Annotated in this window: 17 protein-coding genes; 8 read left to right on the forward strand and 9 right to left on the reverse strand. The window is 54.9% G+C overall.

From position 1 onward, the window contains the following. Positions 1-32: 32 nt before the first annotated feature. Positions 33-1,739 (reverse strand): potassium/proton antiporter, encoded by a 1,707-nt coding sequence (locus YERSI8AC_RS12320; RefSeq protein WP_009287833.1) that lies wholly within the window; start codon positions 1,737-1,739, stop codon positions 33-35. Between the two features lie 152 nt (positions 1,740-1,891). Here YERSI8AC_RS12320 and YERSI8AC_RS12325 point away from each other — a divergent pair, with 152 nt between their 5' ends. Both YERSI8AC_RS12325 and YERSI8AC_RS12330 read left to right on the forward strand, forming a co-directional pair. After that, positions 1,892-3,028: an ABC transporter substrate-binding protein gene (locus tag YERSI8AC_RS12325; RefSeq protein WP_159176819.1), complete on the forward strand. Its 1,137-nt coding sequence runs from the start codon at positions 1,892-1,894 to the stop codon at positions 3,026-3,028. Between the two features lie 105 nt (positions 3,029-3,133). Beyond that, the gene (locus YERSI8AC_RS12330; RefSeq protein ID WP_321169480.1) at positions 3,134-3,370 is read left to right on the forward strand and encodes a hypothetical protein; all 237 of its coding nucleotides are present in this window, start codon (positions 3,134-3,136) and stop codon (positions 3,368-3,370) included. 34 nt (positions 3,371-3,404) lie between these two features. Here YERSI8AC_RS12330 and YERSI8AC_RS12335 read toward each other — a convergent pair whose 3' ends face one another. The 3 genes from YERSI8AC_RS12335 to YERSI8AC_RS12345 form a co-directional block, all read right to left on the reverse strand. Continuing rightward, positions 3,405-4,208 (reverse strand): alpha/beta fold hydrolase, encoded by an 804-nt coding sequence (locus YERSI8AC_RS12335; protein WP_138801559.1) that lies wholly within the window; start codon positions 4,206-4,208, stop codon positions 3,405-3,407. Positions 4,209-4,248: 40 nt separating this feature from the next. Continuing rightward, on the reverse strand, positions 4,249-4,917 hold the full coding sequence (locus tag YERSI8AC_RS12340; RefSeq protein ID WP_009287831.1) for a 7-cyano-7-deazaguanine/7-aminomethyl-7-deazaguanine transporter: 669 nt from the start codon (positions 4,915-4,917) through the stop codon (positions 4,249-4,251). Positions 4,918-5,123: 206 nt separating this feature from the next. Further along, positions 5,124-7,097, reverse strand: a complete 1,974-nt coding sequence (locus YERSI8AC_RS12345) for a propionyl-CoA synthetase (RefSeq protein ID WP_263364928.1) — start codon at positions 7,095-7,097, stop codon at positions 5,124-5,126. Between the two features lie 278 nt (positions 7,098-7,375). Between YERSI8AC_RS12345 and YERSI8AC_RS12350 the strand changes: the two genes are divergently transcribed. Continuing rightward, positions 7,376-7,696, forward strand: a complete 321-nt coding sequence (locus tag YERSI8AC_RS12350) for an ArsR/SmtB family transcription factor (RefSeq protein ID WP_022523354.1) — start codon at positions 7,376-7,378, stop codon at positions 7,694-7,696. A gap of 17 nt (positions 7,697-7,713) precedes the next feature. Here the strand turns inward: YERSI8AC_RS12350 and sohB are convergent, their stop codons facing one another. Further along, positions 7,714-8,757 carry a protease SohB gene (sohB, locus tag YERSI8AC_RS12355; protein WP_022523353.1) on the reverse strand — a complete coding sequence of 348 codons (1,044 nt, stop codon included), beginning with the start codon at positions 8,755-8,757 and terminating at the stop codon, positions 7,714-7,716. A 181-nt stretch (positions 8,758-8,938) separates the two neighbouring features. On the opposite strand from sohB, the gene YERSI8AC_RS12360 reads away from it, so the two are divergent. Then, positions 8,939-9,250: an SCP2 sterol-binding domain-containing protein gene (locus tag YERSI8AC_RS12360; RefSeq protein ID WP_022523352.1), complete on the forward strand. Its 312-nt coding sequence runs from the start codon at positions 8,939-8,941 to the stop codon at positions 9,248-9,250. A gap of 25 nt (positions 9,251-9,275) precedes the next feature. Here YERSI8AC_RS12360 and nudC read toward each other — a convergent pair whose 3' ends face one another. Genes nudC through YERSI8AC_RS12380 form a run of 4 tightly spaced genes read right to left on the reverse strand, consistent with a single transcriptional unit; the run spans position 9,276 to position 12,150 of the window. Next, positions 9,276-10,061, reverse strand: a complete 786-nt coding sequence (nudC, locus tag YERSI8AC_RS12365; protein ID WP_022523351.1) for an NAD(+) diphosphatase — start codon at positions 10,059-10,061, stop codon at positions 9,276-9,278. After that, positions 10,054-10,794 carry a DNA polymerase III subunit epsilon gene (dnaQ, locus tag YERSI8AC_RS12370; RefSeq protein WP_035537449.1) on the reverse strand — a complete coding sequence of 247 codons (741 nt, stop codon included), beginning with the start codon at positions 10,792-10,794 and terminating at the stop codon, positions 10,054-10,056. Before dnaQ ends, nudC begins: the two co-directional genes overlap by 8 nt. Then, on the reverse strand, positions 10,794-11,264 hold the full coding sequence (gene rnhA / locus YERSI8AC_RS12375) for a ribonuclease HI (protein WP_159176820.1): 471 nt from the start codon (positions 11,262-11,264) through the stop codon (positions 10,794-10,796). The genes dnaQ and rnhA overlap by 1 nt, the downstream gene beginning before the upstream one ends. After that, entirely contained in the window at positions 11,257-12,150 is an 894-nt protein-coding gene (locus YERSI8AC_RS12380) for a class I SAM-dependent methyltransferase (protein WP_159176821.1), read from the reverse strand. Before YERSI8AC_RS12380 ends, rnhA begins: the two co-directional genes overlap by 8 nt. 111 nt (positions 12,151-12,261) lie before the next feature. Between YERSI8AC_RS12380 and gloB the strand changes: the two genes are divergently transcribed. The 4 genes from gloB to YERSI8AC_RS12400 all read left to right on the forward strand — a co-directional run bounded on the left by gloB (position 12,262) and on the right by YERSI8AC_RS12400 (position 17,417). After that, a complete protein-coding gene (gene gloB, locus YERSI8AC_RS12385) occupies positions 12,262-13,029 on the forward strand; it encodes a hydroxyacylglutathione hydrolase (protein ID WP_009287828.1) in 768 nt (255 codons plus the stop codon). A 30-nt stretch (positions 13,030-13,059) separates the two neighbouring features. Further along, complete coding sequence (locus tag YERSI8AC_RS12390; RefSeq protein WP_027959550.1) at positions 13,060-14,283, forward strand: transglycosylase SLT domain-containing protein; 1,224 nt, start codon at positions 13,060-13,062, stop codon at positions 14,281-14,283. A 42-nt stretch (positions 14,284-14,325) separates the two neighbouring features. Then, positions 14,326-16,266, forward strand: coding sequence for an extracellular solute-binding protein (locus tag YERSI8AC_RS12395; RefSeq protein WP_159176822.1), 1,941 nt, complete (start codon positions 14,326-14,328; stop codon positions 16,264-16,266). Between the two features lie 77 nt (positions 16,267-16,343). After that, entirely contained in the window at positions 16,344-17,417 is a 1,074-nt protein-coding gene (locus tag YERSI8AC_RS12400) for a microcin C ABC transporter permease YejB (protein ID WP_159176823.1), read from the forward strand. Position 17,418: the final 1 nt, after the last annotated feature.

The following is a 17,418-nucleotide window of genomic DNA, read 5'->3' on the forward strand; positions in this document are numbered from 1 at the left end:
ACTAACAGCTTTTCCTTGGAAGTCAACGCCTTTTAGTACAAACGTAACCCGACGCGGGTAATCTTTCCGCCTTCCATATCGCTGACCACCCAATGAATACCATGCCAATCGACGTCGTCCCCGATAACCGGGTGGCCGCCCACGCGCAGGGCGATAAATTCCGCCAGTGTCATGTCCTGCTCACCGGGGCTGAGCGTTAGGCCATAGGCTTGGGCGATATCCTGCATTTGCGCGCTGCCATCCAGGGTAAAGGTACCGAAGAAGGCGCGCTCCTGCTTGAGCTTGGCATCGCCATTGAATAGTCGGTTAAGCGCGTACAAGTCCTCTGAGCGGCCGATCACACAAATCACATCGCCCAGCTTCAAGCGCGTGCTGCCCTTGGGGTGCAGCATGGCGTGGTCGCGGAACAGCGCGGAAATCAAAGCACCTGAAGGAAAACGCAGCAGCCGAATGGGCACGTCCTCTAAATCCTGGTTTTCGACCCCGTACACAAACAGCTCAAAGTCGTTTTCCGGCAGGATGCCCAGCGGGCCGCGCCGGTTAGGCACGGTGCCTACCGGCACTTCCACCTTCAACCACTTGGCCATCAGCGTCAGTGAGCCACCCTGAATCAGCAGCGACATCAATACCACGGCGAAGGCCACATTAAAGTAGAGCGAGGCGTTTTCTACCCCGCCAATGACCGGGAAAATAGCCAGCACGATAGGCACCGCCCCTCTCAAGCCCACCCAGGCAATGAAGAAGGTTTCCCGCCAACGGAATTTGAAGAACGGTTTGATGGTGATCAGCACCGCCAACGGGCGGGCAATAAATATGAGCGCCAGTGCCACCAAGCCCGCGGGCAGTGCCACGTCCCATAACTCACTGGGTGTAACCAGCAGGCCAAGCACCAGGAACAGGCCGATTTGGCTTAGCCACGCCAAGCCGTCGTGCACCGGCAGAATAAAGTTAAGGTGGCGCCCAGGCTGGTTACCAATCATCAAACCAGCAAGGTAGATGGCCAAAAATCCGCTACCGCCCAGCACACTGGTTAAACCGAATACGCTGAACCCCAGAGCCAGCGCCAGCATGGCATAAAGGCCTGGGGCTAAATCGAGCCAGCGAAGCAGCTTGGCACTCAGCCAACCGCCCCCTAGGCCGACAATCAAACCAATACCAAACTGAGAAAGGAAAAACAGCAGGGTTTCAACGGGGCCGCCAATATCACCAACAAGCAGCTCAACCAGCATCAGGGTCAGGAAAATTGCCATCGGGTCGTTGGTACCCGACTCGATCTCCAGCGTCGCCCCTACCCGTTCGTTGAGATTAACGCCGCGACCGCTGAGCATGGAGAAAACCGCAGCGGCATCGGTTGAACCTACGATGGCGCCAACCAGCAGGCCCTGTACTATCGTTAGGTCAAAAATCCACATCGCGATAACGCCAACAATGGCGCTGGTGATAAAGACGCCGAAGGTCGCGAGGGAAAGCGCGGGTTTAAAACCCACTCGGAAGGTTTTGAGGCGAGTACGTAAGCCACCGTCTAACAAAATCATGGCCAGCGCGAGGTGGCCGATGGCAAAGGCCATGGAGTAATCGTCAAACACTACGCCCAGTACGCCCTCTTCACCTGCTAGCATGCCTAGCCCAAGGAAGATCAGCAGCAGCGGCACACCCATCATCGACGATAAGCGGCTGGCCAAAATGCTGAGGGCCATAAGAGAACCGCCTACCAAAAAGAACGTATAAATTGTGTCCATGACTCTCCGTCTCTACATCAATACAGCGCTATTATTGCATGTAACCGTTGAATTTACTGTCTCTTCTCAGCGCCCCCTTATGCTCAAGGGGCTGGTCAGAAGCTTTCCCAGGCGGCTACACTTCGCCGTTACAACCCCTGGAGTTACTGACTATGTTGCGTTGCCTCTTACGCTGTTGGCACCCTATCCTGTTGAGTCTTATCGTCACCTTATTGTTTTCTAATTCAGTTATTTACGCAAATGAAGAGCGCGAAGAAAGCCCTTCAGAAACGGCCCCGCTGACGCTAGATACAGATGTTGAGGTGCCGGAAGCATTTTGGCGAAACATTGACAGCGAAAGCGTCGAGGAAGTGCCCACCACGGCGCAAACCCCGGCACCGCCGCTCGAACCACCGCCGGTTAAACACATCACGCTAATGCTGGATTGGTACTTGAGCCCGCAGCACGCAGCCTTGGTGATTGCTAAAGAGCGAGGGCTGTACGCTGCCCAAGGACTTGAAGTGGAGATTCAGTCACCGGCCGACCCCTCCATCGCTATCAAGCTGCTAACCGCAGGTGAAGTCGATTTGGCGCTGTCCCGCCAGCCGCTGCTTCATATGCAGGCTCATAACGGCGCGCCAATCGTCCGCATCGCGACACTGATCGAAACCTCGCTGACGGCAGTCATTGTGGCGGGCGAGGAGCAGGCGGAAACCGAAAATACCTTGGCAGGGTTACACTATGGTTATACCACCGGAGAAGGTCGCGACCTGAGCATCCCGCGTTTACTCCCCCGCTCGGTACAGCAAACCGATGATTTCACCCCGCCCATCAACCTGCACTTCGACCCCATTCGAGCAATGCGGGAGGGTCAGATTGACGCGGTCGCCGATGGCTTTTACCACTACCTTCCTCAGCAGTTGGCGACTGAAGGCATTAACACCCACGTCATTCGCTTCGATGAGTTAGATATCCCCCGTAATGACGGCCTGGTGGTATTGGCCAATAGCGATACGCTTGCGCGCCGCGCTGATACCTGGTCTCGCTTCGTGCTTGCCGTTGAGCAAGCCAGCCACTGGATTATCGACAACCCTGACGCCGCCTGGGAGCTGCTGATTAGCGCGCACCCTGTGCTCGATAATGACATTAACGCCAACGCCTGGGAGGACATCCTGCGCCGCATGGCGCTGAGCCCCGCGGCGTTAGATAGCCGCCGTTACGCTGACTTTGAAACCTTTCTACACAAAATGGGCCTTACTGACGAGACGCTGCCCGTATCGCGTTTAGCAGTAGATCCACACACTTTATAGCCAAGTATTAATAGCTCTCCATCCACTACCATGGCGGCCCATGAGCGAAACAGCTTTAATTTTTGCAAAAGGTAAGGGGCGTTGTTTTGCCAATCAGGTGGGCAAGTGCCGTGTGGCGCGTGCAATGGTCAGGAGTCGATAGCAGCGCATACCCAGGGGGCGCAGGAAGCGCTCACCCAGCTTCAGGTCAATGTTTGGCCGTGGCCGGGCAGCATTGCTATTGAGGGGCAGTCAGCGGGCGCTACAGCAGCGCCCGCACGCTTTGATGTGGATAGCTACCGAATTTTGAACCGTTTCTTGCGTTACCCAGAGCAGCACGGCTTAACGGTCACGCCACTGTGATAAAACAGCGCTTCTTAAGTATTTGAACACGCATCTACTGCGCGTCTAGAAACGCCGTCACTGCCTGCTGGAAGGCTTCCGGCTGGTCGGCGTGTAGCCAGTGACCGGCATTTTTGAGCGTTACCACACGAGCGCGGGGTAACACTTCACGCAGCGCGGGGATCATATCGTCAGCCACATAGTGGGAATCGCCGCCGCGTAGCACCAGCGCCGGGCCTTCAAAAGGCTGCTCGCCATCGGGCACGCCGATAATGTCGCTATAACCACGCTTGATCTGATCTAAGCCTACCCGAAGCGCCATCACGTTATCGTCATTGCGCACCAGATTAGTGGCCAAGAACAACCGTGTGGGTCGCGACTCAACATGCTCGCCCAGCAGATCATCGGCTTCACGACGATTTTTGGGCTGGCCTTCCCGCACATTATCGAGCGCGGCAAACACATCATCGTGGCCGTGCTCATAAGCCACCGGGGCAATATCCGCCACAATCAACGACGCCACCCGCTCAGGCGCCAAGCGCGCCAAACTGATCGCCACTTTGCCACCCATGGAGTGGCCCAGCACATGAGCGCGCTCGATCGAGAGCTTGTCCAATAGCGCTATCACGTCATCCGCCATGGTGGCGTAACGCATTCCCTCTGCATGGGGTGAGCGGCCATGGTTACGCAGATCCAGCGCAATCACCCGGCGGCTGCCCTGCCACACTTTTAAGTGCGAACGCCAATTATCGGCACTCCCCAGCAAACCATGAATCACCACCAGCGGAGGTGTATCCGCGGCGGCTTCGTCGGCGGGCATATCGATAAAGTGGAGATCAACGGTGGCAACGTCAGTCATGCTAGCTCCTCAGCCTTGCGGACTCTGTGTGTTTACGCGATTACGCCGTACGGGGCTCGGCATCCACCTGGCCTGTCCAAACCACCAAGCGGCGCGTTAGCCAGGCAAGCAGCAAGCCATACAGCGGAAGGAAAAACAGCAGGCTGATAGCGAGCTTAATGGCATAGTCGACGGCGGCAATTTCTATCCAATTGGCGGCCATAAACGGGTCTGGGCTGTTATAGAACGCCGCCGAGAAGAATGCAAAGGTGTCGGCCAGGTTACCCAACACCGTTGAGCAAACGGGTGCCACCCACCATGCCCACTGGCGCAAGCGGTCAAACACTTGTACATCCAGCAACTGGCCAATCACATAGGCCAGGAAGCTGGCGAGGGCGATACGGGCGACAAACAGGTTCCACTCCGAAAGTGCCTCAATCCCGGCAAAGCTGCCGCGGGGAAATACCACGGATACCACATAGGAGACCAGCAGTGCGGGAAGCATAACGCGCAGAATAATCGATCGCGCCGGCCCTTTGCCAAACAGACGTACCGTTAGGTCGGTGGCTAGAAAAATAAACGGGAAGCTAAACGCGCCCCAGGTGGTATGAAAGCCAAACAGCGTAAACGGCAGCTGAACGAGATAGTTACTGGCGGCAATAATGCCGATATGGAAAGCCACCATCACCATTAGGCAACGGCGGTGTTGAGTCTCACTCAATGCAAACATGCGGGTAGACCTTTTTTTAATAGATAAGAGGGGTTAGGGAACCCTCGGGGTAGTAAGCGCATCGCCAAATCAACGTTGATAAAACTGGCGCTGTTCTGGGGAGCGCATTATACGGCTTATACATGATATTAAAAGCCAAGGGATGGAAGCCGCCACCCCTTGGCTATCTGCATGCCCTCGCACTTGGCTAATAAAAAGTAGCCGCATCAATCCAGCGGTGTGGCTCTATCAGCGGCACCTACCGAGCGTTCACGCATGACGGCGTGAACATCGGTCAGGCTGGTGGGGTCATCAATGGTGGAGGGAATACCAAACTCTTTGCCATCGGCAATCGTGCGCAGTAGCTTGCGCAGAATTTTACCCGAACGGGTTTTGGGTAAGCGGTCGACCACTAACACCTGCTTGAAACAGGCAATTGGGCCAATATGCTCGCGAACCCGCGCAATGAGCTCGGCCTCCAGTGTCGCTTCATCGCCATTAAAACCATCTTTAGGAATCACCAGGCCAATCGGCAATTGCCCTTTAAGATCGTCATGAATCCCAATCACCGCGCACTCGGCCACCGCGGGATGGGCGCCAACCACCTCTTCCATTTCACCGGTCGAGAGTCTGTGCCCTGCCACGTTAATAACGTCATCGGTACGGCCCATAATGAACAGATAACCCTGCTCATCAAAATAACCGCCATCGCCGGTCAAATAATAACCGGGGAACGCCGCCATATAAGCGCTATGAAAACGCTTCTCGTCGCGCCAAACGCCGGTCAAACAACCTGGCGGCATGGGCTGTTTGATCACTACACTGCCCTGCTCCATGGGTTTGGCCTGTTCACCATCACGGTTGAGCACCTGCACATTGAAGCCAGGAACGGGGAACGTTGCGGATCCCGCTTTGGTGGGCACGGCCTCTATGCCGGGCAAGTTGGCGGCGATGGGCCAGCCGGTTTCAGTTTGCCACCAGTGATCAATCACCGGCACGTCCAAAAGGTCATCCAGCCAGTGAAACGTGGGTGGATCGAGGCGTTCTCCGGCCACATAGAGGTGCTTTAGGCTGCTGATATCGTAGTTCAGTAACAGTTTAGCATCAGGATCCTCTTTCTTAATCGCACGGAAGGCCGTGGGCGCAGTGAAGAAACTCTTCACCCGGTACTCCTCGATCAAGCGCCAGAAGCTGCCCGCATCGGGGGTTTTTACCGGCTTCCCTTCGTATACCACCGTGGTGCAACCAAGTAGCAAGGGGGCGTAAACAATGTAGGAATGCCCAACGACCCAGCCCACATCCGAGGCGGTAAAGAACACTTCACCGGGCTCCATGGCGTAGATCGCCTGCATCGAATAGGCCAGCGCTACCGCGTAGCCACCCGTATCGCGCATAACACCTTTGGGTTTTCCGGTGGTGCCTGAGGTATAGAGGATATACAGCGGGTCGGTTCCCTTCACCGGCACGCATTCAGCAAACGGCGCCTTCGCAACCAACTCTTCCCAGTCGTAATCGCCCTCCTCCAGTTCAGCCCGGTGCGCTTCACGCTGATAAACGACGCAGGCATCCGGCTTATGGGCGCTTAATTCAACGGCTTGGTCTACCATTGGCTTATAGGGCAACACCTTGCCCAGCTCGATACCGCAGGAAGCGGCAACCACCACTTTAGGCTCGGCGTCTTCAATCCGCGCCGCCAGCTCATGGGGGGCGAAACCACCAAATACCACCGAGTGAATAGCGCCAAGCCGCGCGCAGGCGTACATGGCCACCAGCGCTTCGGGGATCATCGGCATATAAATCACCACGCGATCCCCCTTAGTGATGCCTAGTTGCGTTAGCGCCCCCGCGAAATACGCCACTTTATCGCGCATTTCGCGGTAGCTAAGGGTGAGCTTGGCTTGTGCGGCAGGCGAATCCCAGAAAATCGCCGCCTGATCACCGCGCCCATTTTCGACATGATAATCCAGTGCAGCGTAGCTAAGATTCATTTCACCGTCGCTGAACCAACGAGCATGCTCTTTCCCAGGGCTCTGCTCATCGTAGCTGAGAATGGTTTTGGGCGGCGTATACCAGGGAATACGTTTGGCCTGCTCGGCCCAGAACGATTCAGGGTGTTCGATGGAGCGTTGGAAGGTGTGTTGGTAGCGGTTCATGGTATCCCTATCTTTTTTGTAGTAACGATCAAGGAGAATTGTTGACACTTTATAAAGGAAACCGATATTTCGCCCTCATACTATGGGCTAAATAGCGACCAAAGCGGTAGACAGGTACCAACATTGTCGACAAGATGTCGAATGACTACCATTGATTAACCGTTAAACAGAAGTTTGGACAAAACTCGCTAAATTACTGATCATTAAACAACATGGTCCTCGCGACGCGACGATGCCTCGACAACGTACAGCAATGCCTTTAAAACGACGCCTTTAAAACAATGCTTATAAAACGCTGATGTAACAGTGTAGGCAAGGAGATCATTATGTCTGCTTCTACAAGCGCCGCTACACGCCTGCTTGAACATAACTGTCGCGCTATTGAGGCGGGAACCAACCTGCTAAAAGCGTTGGCCAATGAAAAACGGCTGCAAATCCTCTGCCTTCTTGCCGAGAAAGAGCTGTCAGTGACGCAAATTAATCAACAGCTTGCGTTAAGTCAGTCGGCACTTTCGCAACATCTGGCTATTTTGCGGCGTGATGAGCTCGTCGATACCCGACGGGAGTCACAAACCATCTATTATTCGTTAAGCAGCGAAAGCGCCAAGGCCGTGATTGACACCTTGGCACACCATTACGCTGCATAACGCTTCAGGGTTTAATCTCAGCGCCGCTGCCACCCAGCGGCGTCGATTAGACCAAGCGCTTTCAGCGCTGCTTTTTCAACACCTTCTGAAATGGCCAACCCCAGTTTACGACTGACGGTTTTAGGGGCTTCTAGCTTCACTGTGAATACTTGCGCCTCGGTCATACGTTCTACCAGATAGGCTTCGCTAGTCCCTACGCTGTCGACAAGCTGTAAAGATAGCGCCTCGCTACCGTACCAAATCTCGCCTGTGGCGAGGGTGTCAATATCCATGCTGGGACGCCGTTCTGCCACATAGCCTTTAAACAAGCGGTGCGTATTCTCTAAATCCTCCAAGAACTTCGCTTTACCCTCTTCGGTATTTTCACCCAGCACGGTTAAGGTACGTTTGTATTTACCGGCGGTAAGCAGTTCGACGTCAACATCATGGCGCTTAAGCAGGCGATGAATATTGGGAACTTGTGCCACCACGCCGATGGAACCAATCACTGCGAAAGGCGCGGCCTTGATGTGCTGTGCAGTACAGGCCATCAGGTAACCACCGCTTGCCGCCACCTTGTCGATACAGACGGTTGTGTTTAACCCCGCCGTACGCAGCCGGTCTAACTGCGCCGCTGCCAACCCATAGGCATGCACCAGGCCACCCGCGGACTCAAGACGCACCACTACCTCGTCTTCCTTAGCGGCGACACCGATGATGGCCGATACCTCTTGAGCAAAATGCTCGGTTTGCGAGGCTTTCAGATCGCCATGGAAGTCGAGCACCCAAACCCTTGGCGCTGAGGCGCCGTCTTGCTCCGTTTTGTGCTCCTTGTGACGCTTTTTATCTTCACTGCGAAATAGTTTCAGCAGCTTTTTGCGCGCACCAGGGAGCGTGGCAGCCAGCCGCAAACGCCGGACACGGCGGCGTCGTTGATCGTTAAGTGGCTCGATCGTGAGTTTCAGCTCGCTCTCTTTGTCCTGCTTGGTTCGTGCAATCAGCAGCAGGCCAAAGCCTATCAGCGCCATCACGATGGTGGTTTGCACAACAAAGGTGCCTATCTCTGCTACCCATTCACTCATTGACGTTCTCCATTAGAGGATTAATTCCTTTATAGCTCGTACGTTGTATATGCGTATGCTGATAGTGACTAGCGCGCTTGATTGGAACGCCCGTATGAAATAACCTCGCTTGCCTTTACGATTGTTTCTTTTGGCTCTGGTCGCTAGCCTTAGCCTGATCTACTTAACCGAGAGATATGTTATGTCAAACAACACCCTTGAGAAGTTAAAAGCGCGTTTTAATCCGGAAGCGGCAAAGGGCATGGATGAAGTTTTCCAGTTTCACTTTACCGATGCGGGCAGCTACTACTTAAATATCCAAGATGGCACGCTGGACGTACAAGAGGGTGAGCACGACGATCCTTCTGTCAGCTTAAGCCTAACCACTGACACGCTAAAAGGCATTATGAGCGGTGAGATCAATGGTATGACGGCCTTTATGACCGGTAAGCTAAAAGCGACTGGTAATGTCATGCTGGCCACTAAGCTGACTAGCTTATTCCCTAGCGAGTAATCGTCATATCGGCACGCGGCGCCGCTTACTCCTCGCGCCAGCGTGCCAAATGGGTTTCGATTAGTTCGCGGGATATCGAGTAAGGCGGCGGCAGAGAGGGCAACTGACGAGGTGAAAACCACGCCGCATCGCTAATTTCCACCCCATCGATGCGAATGCGCCGGGTGGTGGCTTCGGCGAAGTAACCAAACATCAACGAGTGCGGGAATGGCCACGCCTGACTTTGGTGATAACGCAGTTGATCGATATGCACGCCCACTTCCTCAAACACTTCACGATGCACCGCCTCTTCCGCTGACTCCCCAGGCTCGATAAAACCCGCCAAGGTGGAGTAGCGCCCGGGTGGAAAGCGCGGACTGCGGGCAAGCAGCATCGCCTCCCCGCTGGTCACCAGCGTGATAATACACGGGGAGATACGCGGATAGTTGCGGTGCCCACAGGCGTGGCAGTGCATAGCAAATTCCGCAGTTAGCTTGGTGGCCGGTGCACCACAGCGGCCGCAGAAACGGTGATTCTCTAACCAAGCACCTACCTGCAGCGCCGTGGAAAGCAGGCTAAACCAAACGGTTGAAAGCTCGCTCATCCATTGACGACCATCAATCCAATCGTTTCCAGCTTGGGATTCCACAAGCAGCGCCACCGGTTCATCATCCCAGTAACACAGCGGCTGCATCTGCTCTGTCCAGGGTTGATAGGGCTGCAGCGGGGTCAACTCTTCACTACCGTTTAACGGTGCGGGCGCCAATAGGCTACGCGACAGCCGAATAACCCGACCAGCTTGTTCGTGATGGGGGATTTCTCGCCTAAGCATCGCTGGCCGCACCCTCCTCAAACCAGTTCAATTGATGCGCCTCGCACTTGGCCTGATGGGCCGCTCGCTCTTCGTCTGTTGGCCGCACCACGCGCAACTGGCCCGGCGTTAAAGAAAGCCGCTGAATCGACATCCCCTCATTGGAGGTATCCGCCTGCTCCTGTTCCGCTGCGGAGGCCGCGTCCAAGGTCAGCGCGGTCTGTCCACCGGTCATCGCCAGGTAGACTTCGGCGAGGATTTCAGAATCTAACAGTGCGCCGTGCAGTACCCGGTGGCCATTGTCGATATCGTAGCGTTTGCACAATGCATCAAGACTGTTGCGCTGACCGGGGTGCATCTTCCGCGCCATGGTCAGCGTATCTAATACGCCACAATGATCGCTTACCGGCCCCAACACAGGGGATTTACGCTGCCGATTCAACATGCCCAGCTCGTGGTCAATAAAGCCCACATCGAAGGGGGCGTTATGAATCACCAGCTCTGCGCCTTCAATAAATGCCCAAAACTCATCGGCAATTGCCGCGAAGACCGGCTCGTTAGCGACTTTGGCGTCATCAATCCCGTGAACGGCGACTACTTCAGCATCGATATGCCGCTCAGGATTGATGTATTGGTGATAAGTGCGACCAGTGAAGCGTCGATTGACCATCTCAATAGCACCAATTTCGACTAGGCGATGGCCATCTTTGGGGTCAATACCCGTGGTTTCAGTATCCAAGATCACCTGACGCATCATGCTCTCCTCTTTTGGTGCTCATCAATCGCTTCATTGGCCAGCGCATCGGCGCGCTCGTTGCCAGGGTGGCCGCTATGCCCTTTTACCCAGTGCCACTCGACTTGGTGGCGCTGGGTCTCTTCGTGCAGGGTCTTCCACAGTTCGGCATTTTTGACCGGCTGCTTGGCAGCGGTTTTCCAGCCGCGCTTGATCCAGTTATGAATCCACTGGGTAATCCCCTGGCGTACATATTGGGAGTCAGTCCAAAGCGCCACTTCACAAGGGGTATTGAGGGTGCGTAGCGCCGTAATCGCAGCCATTAACTCCATGCGATTATTAGTAGTATCTGCTTCATAGCCTTTCAAGGTTTTCTCATGCTCGCCACTCGCCAGCACGACGCCCCATCCGCCGGGCCCTGGGTTGCCCCTACAAGCCCCATCGGTATACACCGTTACCCGAGGTAGATCTCCCGCCGCCTCTTTAGTCAATCTCCTGATCCCCCGGTCTATGTAGAACAGATTTATGTAAAACAGGCTTCTGTGGATCAGCTTTATTTGAATCAGCTGTGTGCCTATCCGTTTGCCGTGTTTTGGCTTGCGATGTTCTAGCGGGAGGCGTTTGATAGTGGGCGGATGAGCCTGAGCGGGTAACACCCAACGACGCCGGGGACACTGGCGCCTTCAAACCAAATTTCAAACGCTGCACTGGCGCTTGGCGCTGCTGTCGGCGTGCTTGAATCATATAACTTTCGCCCAGCGGCAGGTTATGCCGCCGCCCTAACGACTCCCAATACTCACCGCACTTGGCGTTCATCCGCCCCCTGAAACAGCAATAGTCTACCCGCTCCACCTCAAAGTCGACAAACGCCAACCAGTCCCGCAGGCGGCTAGCCGAGCGCCAGGTACCGCTCAAGGGAAACGTCTGTTGGCGCTTTCGCAACTGCCGGGTAAGACCACTCACACCGACAGGGTTAAAACCAAACAGCACCATAATGCCGTTGTCAGCAGTGACACGCGCAGCCTCCTGAAGCGTAAAGTGGGCATCGGTTAAGTGCTCAAGCCAGTGGTGGATGACCATCACATCTAAACAGCGATCCGGCAGCGCAAGCTGATCCGGTGGGCATACCAAGGTGCTATCGTTTTCGGCTAACTGACGCGTAGGCAACCAGCGTATGGGGTGCGCAATGGCCGACATGGTCATCAGTGCCGGCCCCATGCTCATTTCCAAGCTGTGGCCGCCCACACGCGATTCCACAACGGGCCCTAAGCAGGCACGCTGTGTTTCCCACAGCGAACGCCCCGCCTCTGTTTGCCAATAAGGCTGGCTACTTTGTAAGCGCTTAGCCAGTGTCGTGGCCATCGTCGAATTTGACATGAACAGCGCTTCCCTCCACAGTAACGGCTTTTTAACGCCTTTTACGCACCGATTTAGCGCTAATAAGCGCAATGTTTGATGTGTTTTTTCGTAACTTAAAGGATCTCGCCGATGATGAGCGTGACACCGATCCCCGCCCTTAGCGACAACTATATTTGGCTATTAAGACAAGATACCAGTCAAAGCGTTTGTGTGGTGGATCCCGGTGAAGCTGCCCCGGTGATCGAGTTTCTTGAGCGTGAGTCGCTCACCCTAAGCTGCATTCTGATTACTCACCATCATCATGATCATACCGGTGGTTTAGCAGAATTAATTAAACGCTACTCTCCGCACGTTATCGGCCCCGACAATCCCAAGATTGAAGGCATCGATGAAACCGTGGGTGATGGCGACGAAGTCCGCATTATGGGTCGCTTGTTTGACGTCATGGCGACCCCCGGCCATACGCTGGATCATATCAGCTACTTCACAGCGGGTATCCCTGCACTACTGTTCTGCGGTGATACCCTTTTTTGCGCGGGTTGCGGTCGTTTATTCGAGGGTACCCCAGAGCAAATGTACACCGCGCTGAAAAAATTTGCGGAACTCCCTGAAGATACACTGGTCTTTGCAGCCCATGAGTACACTCAGGCAAACCTAACGTTTGCCCGTGCTGCGGATCCTGAAAACGAAGACGTCAAACACGCCTTGCAGGAGTGTGAAAAGGCGCGGGCATTGGATCGCCCCACCTTACCCAGCACGATAGGACGCGAGCTGAAAATTAATCCCTACCTCCGTGTGGGCACTGATAGCGTGCGCCAAGCGGCAGGCACCCAGGGTGTTAATAATGATGATCTCGCTACGTTCACCACTCTACGCGAGTGGAAGAACCGTTTTTAAGAACGCTATCGAAACCAAACGAATGCAACTATGACCTATCGAACGATTCGCCAGCGCTTGATGCTGAGCGCTGGCAGTACCGTAATAATGGGCCTAATGTTAGCCGCTGCGGCAAGCTCACAAGCCTCTGCGACAGCCTATGAAGGATCTACGGCATCAACCAGTAAATCAGTAGACGCTACAAAACCACGCCCCACGCCGTTCCGAATCCATTTTTGGGAGGCGCTGGAGCTGGAACCTCAGGACGCTTGGACAACGCTGCGTAAAAGCTTTCAGTGGCAAGAGAAGTCACTGCCAGACGAGGCCCAAGCACGGGTAGACGAATGGATTGAGCACTACCGTTCCAGCCCCGAAAACATTGCTACTATCACCGAACGCGCCTCTCCCTGGCTTGCCTGGATTACCCAGCAAGTTAGCGAGCGTGGCCTGCCTGGTGAAGTCGCGTTAATACCCTTCGTCGAGAGCTCCTTTGACCCAGGCGCGCGAAGTCATCGCGGCGCTGCTGGGCTATGGCAATTTATGCCCGGCACTGGTGATGCATTGGGTTTGGTACGCAACGGAAACTACGATGGCCGGTTAGACGTTTTAACCTCCACCGAAGCGGCGCTGGACTACTTGGAAATGCAGGCCGATCAGTGGTATGAAGGCGATCTGATGCTTTCATTAGCGGCTTATAACGCCGGCGCAGGCACCGTTAACCGCGCTCGACGCCAGGCCCAAAGCCAAGGCCTAAACGGTGATTACTGGGATCTCTCGCTGCCCTATGAAACCATGCAGTATGTGCCCAAACTGAAAGCCATCGCGACCATCATTAACGACCCTGAGCAGTACGGTGTCAGCTTGCCGGAAATACATGTTGATCCGGCCTTCGCTAAAGTTAAGTTGGCCCAAGCAGTGACGCTCTCAGAAGCCTCTCAACTGCTGGGTGTCAGCCAAACCGCGTTAGCCGAATTAAACCCTGGCTTGCTCAATGGCAGCATTGACCCCCGTAGTGCTCAGACACTGCTGGTACCTGAAGAAGTGGATACCCAGATGCTAGCGCAGCTTTCTCAAGGCGGCAGTCAAACACAAGACAGCAACCAAGCGCTTGCGCAAAACAGCCGTGGCAATACCCACCGCGTTGAAAGAGGCGACAGTCTCTCTGCGATTGCGGCCCGGTATAATATTGACCAGCAAGACCTTATACGCTGGAATGCGATTGACCGCCCCAGCACTCTGCAACCAGGCCAACTGCTGACACTTTCAGGGCGTTAAACCGGGTTAACTAGTTGGCTTTGTTCACATGGGATGTCTCAAATGCCGCGTGGTTTGTTTTTTGCGAAAACGCTTCTACTCATCAGTGGCCTGCTGTCCAACGTTTCAATACTGGCTTCAGACGCCGAAACAATAGCGTCAGAGTCGACGTCTATCACCGCCACCAACACTAATGTGGTGGGTGATTTGAACACCGGCGCAAACAACGTGGTTCCTATTGAAACAGTTCATGGGTTATCGCTTTACGATAGCCCCGAGCTGCCAGCCGACTTCCCCTACTTCCCTCACGTAAACCCACAGGCCCCCAAAGGCGGCACCATTACCCATACCGCCGTGGGGAGCAGCTTTGACTCGACCAATCCGTTTATTATTCGCGGCACGCCAGTTACCGGCATTTCACAAATTTATGACACCCTTATGGTCAGCAACCCCAATGAGCCCTTTAGCCTCTACGGCTTGCTGGCCGAAGGCGTGCGCCTTGACCCTGACAGGGAGTGGATTGAGTTCGACCTGCGCCCTGAAGCGCGTTTTCAAGATGGGGAACCTGTCACGGCCTACGATGTGGTGTTCTCGCTTAATCTGCTCCGCGAAGAGGGAAATCCGTTTTACGCCAGTTACTACGCGGGAGTGGAAGAAGCCATCGCCCTCAATGAGCATCAGGTACGGTTCACCTTCAACGACACTCAATCCCGAGAGCTGCCGTTAATCGTCGCCCAGTTACCCATACTCCCCCGCCACTACTGGGAGCCCCGCGAATTCACCTCCCCCACCCTTGCGGCACACCCAGGCTCCGGGCCCTATCGCATTAGCGAAGTAGACCCAGGTAGGCGAATTGTTTATCAGCGCGATGAAGATTATTGGGGTAAAGATTTGCCGGTCAACGTTGGCCGATACAATATTGATCGCATCATTTACGACTACTACCGTGATCGGGATATTGCCTGGGAAGCGTTTAAAGCGGGTCTCACCGACTTTCGTACCGATGCCCGCGCCGCCACCTGGGCAATTGGCTACGACTTCCCAGCTTATGAAGAGGGCTTGGTAAAGCGGCTAACGGTACCGGACGTTAACCCTTCGATGATGCAGGCGTTTGTTTTCAACCTGCGTAAAGAGAAGTTCCAAGACCCCAGGGTGCGGGAAGCGTTGAGCCTGACCTTCGACTTCCCGTGGCTCAACACCAATATTTTTTACGGTACCTATCAGCGCACCGAGAGCTTTTTCCAAAATTCAGAGATGGAAGCCACCGGCTTACCCTCTGAGGAGGAACTGGCGCTGTTGGAGCCCTTTCGGGAGGAGTTGATTGCCTCTCATGGTTCTGACCGTTTGTTCACTCAGCCCCTGCCTATCGATCAGCCCATCGAGCTGCGTGAGCGGCTTCGTAAAGCGCTCGATCTCCTCCGCGAGGCAGGTTATAGCGTTGAAGACGGCATACTGGTTAACCAACAAACCGGGCGGCCTTTAAGCCTGGAAGTGCTGCTCTACGACTCAGGGCTTGAACGGGTGGTGCAGCCAATGCTCCGCAACATGGCCCGTTTAGGGGTACAGACGTCGCTGCGTATCGTTGATATTAATCAGTATTTAAACCGACAGCGTAATTATGACTATGACATAGTGATCAGTCATTTCCCTCAGTCGAACAACCCGGGCAATGAACAGCGCGACTTCTGGACCAGCGCCGCCGCCGAAGCACCGCAAAGCCGTAACCGGATGGCGCTGGCACATCCGGCGGTCGATGCACTGGTGGAGGAGATCATTAGTGCTGAGGGCCGTGAAGAGTTGGATACCGCCACGCGCGCGTTGGATCGGGTGCTGCGCTGGGGGTTCTATGTGATTCCCCACTACCACTCTGGGGAGACCCGCATCGCCATTTGGGATAAGTTTGGTTACCCCGAACCCTTCCCCAAATACGCCATGGATCTGGATGCGTGGTGGGTAGACACTGACCGTGAAGCAGAACTGCAACGCCGCCAGCGCGGCCGTTAACTTTGGCCCGATTACAACTTCTTAAGTGCAACGGCTTGTCCTCAACGGTTTCATCGTCATAAACCTCGGAGTGCTCTGTGGCCCGTTATACCCTACGCCGACTGCTGCTAATGATTCCGACCCTTTTCGGGATCATGCTACTCAATTTTATTATTGTTCAGGCGGCGCCGGGTGGGCCAATTGATCAGATGCTGGCGCGTTTTGAAGGCGCCGACGCCATGGCCAGCACTCGCTTGGATATGGGGGGCGCCGATGTCCAGGTCAGCGATGACTCCCGGGGAGCCCGAGGTATTGACCCACGCTTTATCGAGCAGCTGGAGCAGCAGTTTGGTTTTGACAAACCCGCCCACGAACGCTTTATCGGCATGATTGCGGATTACCTCACCCTCGATTTTGGCACCAGTTTCTTCCGCGACCGCCCGGTCACAGAGCTGATGATTGAGCGGCTGCCGGTTTCCATATCACTGGGGCTCTGGACGACACTGCTGGTCTATTTAATCTCTATCCCGTTAGGCATTAAAAAGGCGCTACGCCACGGCTCCCGGTTTGACGTCTGGTCGTCGGGGTTAGTGATTGTCGGCTATGCCATTCCGGGCTTCCTGTTTGCCATCCTGCTCATTGTCCTGTTTGCCGGGGGCACCTACTGGGACTTATTCCCTTTACGCGGTTTGACCTCACCCGACTTCGACCAGCTTTCAGCCTGGGGCAAGGTCAAAGACTACTTCTGGCATATCACACTGCCGGTTATCGCCGCCTCGATTGGCAGCTTTGCCACGCTGACGATGCTAACCAAAAACAGCTTTCTCGATGAGATTCACAAGCAGTATGTAATTACCGCCCGCGCCAAGGGGGCCGACGAGCGGCGCGTGCTTTACGGCCATGTGTTTCGCAATGCCATGCTGATTATTATCGCGGGCCTACCCGCCGCCATGATCGGTATTTTCTTCACCGGCGCGCTGCTTATCGAAGTGATCTTCTCCCTGGATGGGCTGGGCCTGCTCGGTTTCGAAGCGGTCATGCAGCGGGATTACCCGGTGATTTTCGGCACCCTATTCCTGTATACCGTGATCGGCTTAATCCTCAAGCTGATTTCCGATTTAACCTACGTGTGGGTAGACCCGCGTATCGATTTTTCGACTCGGGAGTCGTGAT

This window comes from Halomonas sp. 113 (genome assembly GCF_904067645.1).
GTDB lineage: Bacteria > Pseudomonadota > Gammaproteobacteria > Pseudomonadales > Halomonadaceae > Vreelandella > Vreelandella titanicae.

Coding starts and splice junctions, on each gene's coding strand:
- YERSI8AC_RS12320 (WP_009287833.1), bottom strand. CDS start 1,739: ATGGACACAATTTATACGTTCTTTTTGGTAGGCGGTTCTCTTATGGCC.
- YERSI8AC_RS12325 (WP_159176819.1), top strand. CDS start 1,892: ATGTTGCGTTGCCTCTTACGCTGTTGGCACCCTATCCTGTTGAGTCTT.
- YERSI8AC_RS12335 (WP_138801559.1), bottom strand. CDS start 4,208: ATGACTGACGTTGCCACCGTTGATCTCCACTTTATCGATATGCCCGCC.
- YERSI8AC_RS12340 (WP_009287831.1), bottom strand. CDS start 4,917: ATGTTTGCATTGAGTGAGACTCAACACCGCCGTTGCCTAATGGTGATG.
- YERSI8AC_RS12350 (WP_022523354.1), top strand. CDS start 7,376: ATGTCTGCTTCTACAAGCGCCGCTACACGCCTGCTTGAACATAACTGT.
- sohB (WP_022523353.1), bottom strand. CDS start 8,757: ATGAGTGAATGGGTAGCAGAGATAGGCACCTTTGTTGTGCAAACCACC.
- YERSI8AC_RS12360 (WP_022523352.1), top strand. CDS start 8,939: ATGTCAAACAACACCCTTGAGAAGTTAAAAGCGCGTTTTAATCCGGAA.
- nudC (WP_022523351.1), bottom strand. CDS start 10,061: ATGCTTAGGCGAGAAATCCCCCATCACGAACAAGCTGGTCGGGTTATT.
- dnaQ (WP_035537449.1), bottom strand. CDS start 10,794: ATGCGTCAGGTGATCTTGGATACTGAAACCACGGGTATTGACCCCAAA.
- YERSI8AC_RS12380 (WP_159176821.1), bottom strand. CDS start 12,150: ATGTCAAATTCGACGATGGCCACGACACTGGCTAAGCGCTTACAAAGT.
- gloB (WP_009287828.1), top strand. CDS start 12,262: ATGATGAGCGTGACACCGATCCCCGCCCTTAGCGACAACTATATTTGG.
- YERSI8AC_RS12390 (WP_027959550.1), top strand. CDS start 13,060: ATGACCTATCGAACGATTCGCCAGCGCTTGATGCTGAGCGCTGGCAGT.
- YERSI8AC_RS12395 (WP_159176822.1), top strand. CDS start 14,326: ATGCCGCGTGGTTTGTTTTTTGCGAAAACGCTTCTACTCATCAGTGGC.